This window comes from Centipeda infelix ATCC 43532, assembly GCF_000234095.1.
GTDB classification, from domain to species: Bacteria; Bacillota; Negativicutes; order Selenomonadales; family Selenomonadaceae; genus Centipeda; species Centipeda infelix.
Genome location: NZ_JH376798.1, coordinates 447812 through 456187, shown reverse-complemented (window position 1 = coordinate 456187; position 8376 = coordinate 447812). Strand labels below are relative to the sequence as shown.

At 59.0% G+C, this 8376-nt stretch carries 2 protein-coding genes, 13 tRNA genes and 2 rRNA genes (1 of these 17 running past the window's edge); 1 reads left to right on the top strand and 16 read right to left on the bottom strand.

Going from position 1 to position 8376, the window contains the following annotated elements; translation table 11 throughout:
- Positions 1–142: 142 nt before the first annotated feature.
- Positions 143–1453 carry a lipase family protein gene (locus HMPREF9334_RS05325; RefSeq protein WP_006692462.1) on the bottom strand — a complete coding sequence of 437 codons (1311 nt, stop codon included), beginning with the start codon at positions 1451–1453 and terminating at the stop codon, positions 143–145.
- Positions 1454–1796: 343 nt separating this feature from the next.
- Here HMPREF9334_RS05325 and HMPREF9334_RS12540 point away from each other — a divergent pair, with 343 nt between their 5' ends.
- The gene (locus tag HMPREF9334_RS12540) at positions 1797–5963 is read left to right on the top strand and encodes an autotransporter outer membrane beta-barrel domain-containing protein (RefSeq protein WP_006692461.1); all 4167 of its coding nucleotides are present in this window, start codon (positions 1797–1799) and stop codon (positions 5961–5963) included.
- A gap of 191 nt (positions 5964–6154) precedes the next feature.
- Here the strand turns inward: HMPREF9334_RS12540 and HMPREF9334_RS05315 are convergent.
- From HMPREF9334_RS05315 to HMPREF9334_RS05245, 15 genes are all read right to left on the bottom strand, one after another.
- Positions 6155–6240, bottom strand: a tRNA-Leu gene (locus tag HMPREF9334_RS05315).
- Between the two features lie 5 nt (positions 6241–6245).
- Positions 6246–6331 (bottom strand) — tRNA-Leu (locus HMPREF9334_RS05310).
- A 24-nt stretch (positions 6332–6355) separates the two neighbouring features.
- Positions 6356–6441 (bottom strand) — tRNA-Leu (locus HMPREF9334_RS05305).
- Positions 6442–6546: 105 nt separating this feature from the next.
- Positions 6547–6633 (bottom strand) — tRNA-Leu (locus tag HMPREF9334_RS05300).
- 11 nt (positions 6634–6644) lie between these two features.
- Positions 6645–6718: transfer RNA gene (locus HMPREF9334_RS05295), tRNA-Gly, on the bottom strand.
- A 1-nt stretch (position 6719) separates the two neighbouring features.
- A tRNA-Thr gene (locus tag HMPREF9334_RS05290) sits at positions 6720–6795 on the bottom strand.
- A 49-nt stretch (positions 6796–6844) separates the two neighbouring features.
- Positions 6845–6920, bottom strand: a tRNA-Phe gene (locus tag HMPREF9334_RS05285).
- Between the two features lie 8 nt (positions 6921–6928).
- Positions 6929–7005 (bottom strand) — tRNA-Asp (locus HMPREF9334_RS05280).
- A 14-nt stretch (positions 7006–7019) separates the two neighbouring features.
- Positions 7020–7095, bottom strand: a tRNA-Val gene (locus tag HMPREF9334_RS05275).
- Between the two features lie 6 nt (positions 7096–7101).
- Positions 7102–7177, bottom strand: a tRNA-Lys gene (locus tag HMPREF9334_RS05270).
- 17 nt (positions 7178–7194) lie between these two features.
- Positions 7195–7270, bottom strand: a tRNA-Lys gene (locus tag HMPREF9334_RS05265).
- A gap of 38 nt (positions 7271–7308) precedes the next feature.
- Positions 7309–7385: transfer RNA gene (locus tag HMPREF9334_RS05260), tRNA-Gln, on the bottom strand.
- 67 nt (positions 7386–7452) lie between these two features.
- Positions 7453–7528 (bottom strand) — tRNA-Asn (locus HMPREF9334_RS05255).
- Positions 7529–7532: 4 nt separating this feature from the next.
- Positions 7533–7649, bottom strand: a 5S ribosomal RNA gene (gene rrf, locus HMPREF9334_RS05250).
- A 239-nt stretch (positions 7650–7888) separates the two neighbouring features.
- A 23S ribosomal RNA gene (locus HMPREF9334_RS05245) occupies positions 7889–8376 on the bottom strand (it continues 2010 nt past the right edge of the window).

The following is an 8376-nucleotide window of genomic DNA, read 5'->3' as shown; positions in this document are numbered from 1 at the left end:
GCCTCTTGCTCATTCGACTCTCTCACGACAGAAAACCACAAATCGACCAAAGCGCCCCTTCCACCATGCTGCGCATGGTCCCCCTCCCCCGTGCCACACGGGGGAGGCTTTTCATCCACGGTGTGACGATAGGGGCACCCCCTCAGTCCTGCGCAAACAGATACAGCACCGTCTCAATCGGTGTGAGTGCCCCTGTTCGCGCTGAGCGCGAGCCCGCCGCAAGCAGATTGCCGTCCATATCATACACCGCACGCTCCAGCGTCAGACGGTACGTCTCACGTGCATCGCGGATCTTCGCCCCCGCAATCCGATAGGCGACCATCTGCTCCGCGCCCGCCGCGCGTGCCGCTGCGAGATGACTGCTGAGCCCGCTGAGCATCCCATCCGCCGAGAGCCCACCACCGCCCGCCGCGAACACAACCGACGCATTCTGCACATGGAGCGCGTCACGCAGCACCGCCATCATATAGGGCGCATCCTCCGCGAGCGTATCGTCCAGCTCCGTCTCAATCGGCAGGGCGTAGAGCGTCCGTCCCTCCGTGCGGTTCGGCAGCCCCATCAGAAAGAGAAACGCATTGTCCCCGCCGTACGCATCGTAGAGCTGACGAATCGCCGCATCCACATAGACCATCATCGCATGCGGGAACCGCGCCACAGACCGCGCGGGCGACCACGGGACACGCTCCCCGAACTGCTGAAACCCGAGCGGCGCAGCCAGCACATCCTTCATCGGATCGCCGCTCATCACCACACGGTGCAGCGCAAACCGCCCCTCATAGCGGCGCACAAACGCCGCATTCCCGACCGCAGGCGCACCGAACGTCGTCACAACGAGCTGCTCAGGTGCGACCCCCAGATCCGAGAGCCGCGCCGCCGCAAGAACTGCCGCCGCCCCGCCGAGACTGTGTCCCGTCAGATAGATCCGCACCGAGGGATGTGCACGCAGCTCCGCCGCCAACACCTCCCCTGCCGTCCGATTCCCATACGCCGGCAGCACATCCGTAAAGAGTGCCGCCTGCGTGTAGTCGAGGAAGCCACGGTGGACGAGCGGCGTCTCGCTGCGCTCCGTCACACGCATATCGCGCACAGCAAGGAACTCCGCAGGACTGTCCCCGCCGAACGCGGCACGCCCGAGCCGCAGATCCGTCCATACATCGCTCCCGCGCTCCGTCCCCGGGAAGGCAATCAGATGCGTCTCAGTGCCATCCTCATCCGTCCGCACCATATGGAAGAACCGCCCGACCGTACCGCGATGCCCCTCCGTCTCATACGACGCGATCTGCCAGCCCGCCGCCGCGAGACGAGCACGCAGGAGTTCCGGCAGCTCCCCGCTGTACGCCGCCTCCGATGCCGCCGCACACACGAAGCAGCGCGACGGCAGATCAGCGGGCGCAGCCAGTACGCGCACAGGCAGCAGAAACAACAGACAAAATACCAGCAGCCGCAGCATCATCGCTCCTCCTTCGCAAAAAAGTCCTTCCCTATTATATCCATATTTCATTTGAAAAAACAGTGTTTTTTCTGCACACATTACGCCATATTCTCATTCATTTACAAATAATCAAATCTTGTTTTCACAATTTTGCCATAAAAGAAGCCGTAAATAAATTTTTCTCTATGATACCCGTACACCCTTGAAAGCACTGGTTTTTCCGCAAAATCAGGACGTTTGGACCCTGTTATTTGTGACAGTACGTTTTTTCTGAGAATATGCTACAGTGAGATTGGAGAGGAAGCCCCGGCATGATTCAAGGTGCCCACATCGGGTGTATTGATCTTGAAAGGAGTCGATCATCATGAAACATCATTCTCAGCGCAGCAAGCGTCCCCCATCACGGACACTTGCCCCACGCATCCTCGCCGCCCTCACGGCGGGCGCGGTGACGCTCGGCGCACTCCCCTGTGCCTATGCTGCCAACAAGTTCATCGTGACCTCCTCTGTCACAGAGGACACTGAGGTAGAGTACGGCGTTGTCGGCAACATCGACGGTGCGCCCGCGACCATCACCGTCGGCAGAGTGGGGTACGGGGGAACCCCGGTCATCTATACGAAGGACGGCTACGGAAATGCTGTGGAGTGGCGGAATGCCTTCGGCACATTCGGCGAGTCTAACACAGTGAATGCGACCTTTGATGTTAGGGGCGGCAGAGCGATTCTCCGGAGCGGCTCGCTCATGGGCTTCTTCGGAGCCTTTGGTGGGGTTTTGAACGGCGGCACAGCGCACGTCGAGGGGAACTCTGCAGAGGTCTCGGGTGGTACGGTCTCTTGGGACGGGGCAGCCAGCTTCATTGTGGCGCGGGGAATCTACGGCGGCTACGCACATGCGCAAATCCTGCACGGCACACAGACAAGGGCAGAGGCGGTGCGCAATACCGTTACAATGACGGGCGGCGCCATCGATTCAGATGTGACCGGCGGCAGTGCGAAAAGCGATAACGACATTGCGGGCAACACGACTACCTCCGAGGCGCTGGCAGAGGAAAACACCGTCACCATCACAGGCGGCAAGTCTGTGGGGCCTTCCTACATTGAGGGTGGCTATGCCGATGCCCGTTCACACCTCGGCAACGGCATTTCCATCGCAAAGGCACTGAAAAACCGCGTGCGCATGAATACAAACATGCGGACAGAAAAAATCACCGGTGGGTATACCTTCACCGAGACAAGAGGCGGTATCCGCCTATACTCAAACGAGAACCAGGTCCACCTCAGGACGAATGCAAACGATGTCGCCGGCGGACGTGCAGACGGCAAACAGTTTGATAGGACCGGCATCCCTGCTGCCCTGAGTACCGTGGAGGCGAATGCGAACAAGGTCTGGGTCACGGAACGCTCTTGTAATGTGGTGAGGGGCGGCTACGCTAGGCTCACGGCAGGAAAAACGAAAGAGCTGCGCGCCGCGGCAAACGAGAACGAACTCTCCATCGCGGGCGGCAACTTCGATAATATTTGGGGCGGCGACAGTTTTATCGAGAGCGAGCGCACAGATACAGACACCTTCGCGGCGGCGACGGCAAACAAGAACAAGCTCTGGGTCGACACGCATGCGGGCTGGTTCAACGCGGATCTGATCGGCGGCTCTGCGAAGGTACAGGCGACTGCGGGCCGGGCGGAGGCCGCAGCGCACGAGAACGAGCTGTATGTGAAGGGAGATCAGCAGAACGTCTACAGCGGCAGTGCCGAAGCAGCGTCCGAGAACGGCAGCGCTGCGGCACAGGCGACGAAGAACTACCTCTCCACCGAGACGAGCGTCACGCCGGGCATCACGGGAGGTCATGCATCTGCCGAGGCAAAGGGTACCTTTGACGTACTGGCAAGCGAGAACTTGCTCAGTCTGAGGGGCGGCGCGCGCAGCTTCATCGGCGGCTATGCCGAGGGCACGCAGCGAGACAGCGGCACCTACGTCCTCCAGAGCACGGGCACGGCGAATGAGAACAGTATGGAGATCCGCTCCACCGGTACATTCACCGACAAGAGCGCGGGCGGTTACGTCCATATCACAGCGAACAATACGAAGCTGCTGTCTGCTGCTGCAGCAAGGAACGAAGTTCTCCTGCAGGACGGCACGTTCAATGAGGATGTGGCGGGCGGCAGGAGCTTTGCCCGGAATACGACGACGGCGGCGGACAGCGTCACGAATGCCGCAGCGAACGAGAACACCGTCCACGCCTTGGGAGGCACGTACGGCGCGGGACTCTACGGCGGCTCGGCGTATGTCGAGGCAAAGAGGGAGTTCAATGCGAGCGCCAACAAGAACAAGCTGGCCGTCTCCGCGGGGGCAAAGAACTTCATCGGCGGCTACGCCGAGGGCAAGCAGCTCGCGCCCGGTGAACGGGTGACCCACAGCACCGCAAAGGCGAACGAGAACAAGGTCTGGGTGGGTGCAGGCGCAGGGACATTCACCGACAAGAGCGCGGCGGGCTACAGTACGATCGAGACGAACAATGTCGCAGAACCAAAAGCCGAGGCAAACAGCAACCAGCTCACCATCCGTGCCGGCACGTTCCGTGAGGACGTGACGAGCGGCAGAAGCTTTGCGCGGAACACGTCTGCAGGCAGCGCGGCAAATGCCGTTGACAACCGCCTCTGGGTGTACGGCGACACCACGCGGTTCCAAGGGCATCTCTTCGGCGGCTCTGCCGAGGCAAGAGCGGCGGGCAATCACAGCGCAGAGGCAGAGGCTTCGGGGAACATTACCCACCTGATGAAGGGCACGACGTATGACGCGGATGTCTACGGCGGCATGGCACAGGGTGGCTCCGACACGGGCAATGTCTACCTCAAGTCCAATTACAACGAGCTCTACATCCACGGCGGTACGTATCGTGGCAACATCTACGCAGGCGCGGCTCTGGGCGATCCCGCAGCGGATCCAAACGATGTCCATGAGGAGGTGCATCACAACAAGATCGTGATCTCGGGCGCAGACGATCTCTCCTCCGCAAGTCTCTACGGCTATCGGCACCGCGTCGGCGGCACGGGGGCCTATGCAGCCGACAATGAGCTCGTCCTAAAGGATACGAAGAATATCACGGTGAAGAGCGTGGAGGGATTCAACCGATTCGCGTTCTATGTGCCGAGCGACATCACCGAAGATGATACGATGCTCTACGTCAGGGACGATACGAGGAACATCGACCTCAGCGGCAAGACGGTCGATGCCTATCTGCAGGGCAGCACCTCGCTCCCGAACCGCATCCGCCTTCTCCATACGGTAAATGCGGAGATTCACAATGACGGCACAGCCACGATGACTGTGCATGAGGGTATCTCCGGTACGGAACGCATGAGTGTGACGACGAACCGCAAGGAGCTGATCGTGCGGCTTGACGGCGGCACCGATGCGGGCGGTTCGGTGCCGGAACCGTCGGCGCCGAAGCCTGACGAGAAGCCGCTGCCATCGGGGGCGACCCCGTCGACGCCACCCGGCTCGCCGCCCGCAGTTACACCGCCGAGCGGGATCGTCACGCCTCCGCCGACACCGCCCGCACTGCCGCCGGAGACCCCCTACGACGGCGGCTTCCGACTGATCGGTGATCATGCGAAGTCGCTCGCTGAGACGATGGCAGGCTCGGTCGCCTTTATCGGCTCGGGCATGAATCTCTTTACGGGCTTGGGGATGTCGAGCGCGTCCATCGAGGCGGCAGCAGCCGAGGGCTTTGCCCCATTTGCAGCGATGAGCGGCTCCTCCATGCGCATCGCAACGGGCTCGCACGTTGACCTCAAGGGGATGAACCTCGCTGTCGGCTTCTCGCGCGAAGTGAAACGCGACGACAACCGACTGATTTTCGGCCCCATTGTCGAATACGGACGCGGCACCTACGACAGCTACGTCAATGCGGCGCACGGCGACGGCTCTGTCCGCTACATCGGTGCGGGCGGATTCATCCGTCAGGAGCAGAAGGACGGGATGTTCTACGAGGGCAGTCTCCGCGCCGGACGCTCGAACATGGACTACAGTGCAACGCTCAATGTGGGCGGCACCCCGAGGCATACGTCCTACGATACGCGTGCGAACTACATCGGCGCACATCTCGGCGTGGGACAGAGTACGACGATGAAGGACGGCGACAAGCAGGAGGTCTACGTCCGCTACTTCTACACGCGACAGAACGGCACAGACGCAACGCTCTCCACGGGCGACCGCTACAGCTTCTCCGCCGTGGACAGCCACATTCTGCGCACGGGCGCACGTTGGATGCATCCGCAGAAGGGCGGCTCGCTCATCGTCGGTGCTTCCGTACAGTATGAGTTTGGCGGCGATGCAAGCGCGACCTATCATCGCGCGGGCGGCATGAGCTACACCTCGCCGTCTCCGTCGCTCAAGGGTGTCTCCGCCAGTGTCGAACTCGGCTGGAAGACCCAGATGAGTGCGAACTCCACCGCCGACCTCAGCATCGAGGGCTGGACGGGCAAACAGCGCGGCGTCAACTTCCGTGCCGGATTCGCTTGGCAGTTCTAACGTCCGCTCTCCAAGGCTCCCCCATCACAATGGGGGAGGTGGCATGCGTAAGCGCTCCCCTCCCCCGCTGCGGCGAGGGAGGCATTGGATTGCGGTATAGCAGCTTCCCCCGTCCGAGACGGGGGAAGCTTTTTTTGCAAAGAAGCGCAACAAAAAATCGCTGTAGTTTCCTACAGCGACGATATTTCAAATGGTGCGGTTGGTGGGACTTGAACCCACACGTCTTGTGAACACTACCCCCTCAAAGTAGCGCGTCTGCCAATTCCGCCACAACCGCATAAATGGTGCGGTCGAGAGGACTTGAACCTCCACGATGTTGCCATCACTAGCGCCTGAAGCTAGCGCGTCTGCCATTCCGCCACGACCGCGTGACTATCAAATTGTAAAGAAAATGGTGCGGTCGGTGGGACTTGAACCCACACGTCTTGTGAACACTACCCCCTCAAAGTAGCGCGTCTGCCAATTCCGCCACGACCGCGTGTTAAATTGTATGGAAGTCAACAATGGCTGCGCCATCATTGACTAAGTGACTCAATCAAGACTGCCGTTCGCTTACGCTCCGACATTCTTGTTTCGCTACTTATGGTGCCGAGGACCGGAATCGAACCGGTACGATCTTACGATCGGGGGATTTTAAGTCCCCTGCGTCTGCCTGTTCCGCCACCCCGGCGAAATGCAAAATGGAGCGGGTGATGGGAATCGAACCCACGTGACCAGCTTGGAAGGCTGGGGCTCTACCATTGAGCTACACCCGCATGGAGCTGGCGAGAGGACTTGAACCCCCAACCTGCTGATTACAAGTCAGCTGCTCTACCGATTGAGCTACGCCAGCAACATTGCACAAGCGGCGTATGCCGCAGACGCTGTGATGATACACGAAGTGGTGCCTCAGAGCGGAATCGAACCACTGACACGGGGATTTTCAGTCCCCTGCTCTACCAACTGAGCTACCGAGGCATAAAAAATGGCGACCCGAAGGGGACTTGAACCCCTGACCTCCGCCGTGACAGGGCGGCATTCTAACCAACTAAACTACCGGGCCGTTTTTGCGAACGATGGTGGGCGATGACAGGATCGAACTGCCGACATCTTGCTTGTAAGGCAAGCGCTCTCCCAGCTGAGCTAATCGCCCATATAATGGTGACCCACCACGGAATCGAACCGTGAACCTACTGATTAAGAGTCAGTTGCTCTGCCAGTTGAGCTAGTGAGTCATGATAAGTGAAAATAGTGGTGGCTCACCCGGGACTCGAACCCGGGACCCTCTGATTAAAAGTCAGATGCTCTACCAACTGAGCTAGTGAACCTTCATCAGCGCCACAGTACCCGCCAAAATGATATAAATTGGCTGGGGTAGTTGGATTCGAACCAACGGATGCGGGAGTCAAAGTCCCGTGCCTTAACCGACTTGGCTATACCCCAACTATCCAAAGCGGCGACACCGCCAAAGAAATCACTGAATTTATCAGTGCTCCCTATAATACAAAAATGGCTCCTCGAACTGGACTCGAACCAGTGACATTCTGATTAACAGTCAGACGCTCTACCGACTGAGCTATCGAGGAGTAATTGCGGCAACTACCTACTCTCCCACGTCGTCTCCAACGAAGTACCCTCGGCCTTTGAACGCTTAACTACTGTGTTCGGAATGGGAACAGGTGGAACCGTTCAGGCATCATCACCGCATACTTGAATGAGTCTTGCTCACTCAAAACTTCACAGAAGAAACTTCCTTGCAAATTAAAGCGAAATACTTGCTCACTTGATACTGTCGACATTGACTGCGTCAACGTCGCGTACTCGCTACTTAGCGGTCAACGTCATCCAATCACACGTCGCTTTCGCTCGTGTTCTTGGGACGTTTTCGCATACGACCTGTTTCCCGTTCAGCTTCGCCTTTCAGGCTCGCTTCTCGGACAGGTCAGTAAGTCAAGCCCTCGACCGATTAGTGCTGGTCAGCTGCACACATTGCTGTGCTTCCACACCCAGCCTATCTACCTTGTCTTCTTCAAGGGGTCTTACTTCCTTATAGGAATGAGATACTTCATCTCGGGACGGGCTTCACGCTTAGATGCTTTCAGCGTTTATCCCTTCCGGACGCAGCTACCCGGCCGTGCCCTTGGCAGGACAACCGGTACACCGTTGGTCCGTCCACTCCGGTCCTCTCGTACTAGGAGCAGCCTCCCTCATGTATCTTACGCCCGCGATGGATATGGACCGAACTGTCTCACGACGTTCTGAACCCAGCTCACGTACCACTTTAATGGGCGAACAGCCCAACCCTTGGGACCTGCTTCAGCCCCAGGATGTGATGAGCCGACATCGAGGTGCCAAACCTCCCCGTCGATATGGACTCTTGGGAGAGATTAGCCTGTTATCCCCAGGGTAGCTTTTATCCGTTGAGCGATGGCAA